The organism is Escherichia sp. XD33, assembly GCF_019375075.1.
Taxonomy (GTDB): domain Bacteria; phylum Pseudomonadota; class Gammaproteobacteria; order Enterobacterales; family Enterobacteriaceae; genus Enterobacter; species Enterobacter flexneri_A.
The window spans coordinates 1-600 of the sequence record NZ_JAENDM010000319.1 but is presented as its reverse complement, the minus strand read 5'-3'; the positions used below and the strand labels follow the sequence as shown (position 1 = coordinate 600).

The following is a 600-nucleotide window of genomic DNA, read 5'->3' as shown; positions in this document are numbered from 1 at the left end:
GCAATTTGTTTTGCCGTTATACCCAGTTCGGCACGAGCATCCCTGAAATACGATATCAGCGGTGCCATTATGTGCTGTTTGAGTTCCCTTTCTTTTGCCGCATAGCCGTCACTTTTGCCGCGATATGGCCCCTGGTAATGTTCAGCAAACAGAACGCGCTCTGTGGCAGGAAAATATGCGCGCAGACTTTCTTTATTACACCCATTCCAACGTCCGGACGGCTTCGCCCAGATGATATGGTTAAGCACGTTGAAACGTTCACGCATCATGATCTCAATATCAGATGCCAGGCGATGCCCACAGAACAGGTAAAGGCTTCCGGCTGGTTTCAGTACCCGCCAGAACTGGGCCAGACAGTGGTCCAGCCACTTCAGGTAATCTTCGTCCCCTTTCCACTGATTGTCCCAGCCGTTGGGCTTCACTTTGAAGTACGGTGGATCGGTAACAATCAGATCAATGGAGTCATCAGGCAGGGACTGAATAAAATGCAGGCAATCAGCGTTGATTAAATCAACACTGTTTATTTTTACAGTATTTTTCATGGATCAGTAAGCGTAACTCTGGTAGGCTCACTCTGCTTTTGCGCTAAAGCAGTGGGCC

At 48.7% G+C, this 600-nt stretch carries 1 protein-coding gene; it reads right to left on the bottom strand.

Annotated elements, in window-relative coordinates; translation table 11 throughout:
* The coding region (locus K0778_RS27005; protein ID WP_139007618.1) for a DNA methyltransferase at window positions 1–542 on the bottom strand (542 nt) is incomplete at its 3' end.
* Window positions 543–600: the final 58 nt, after the last annotated feature.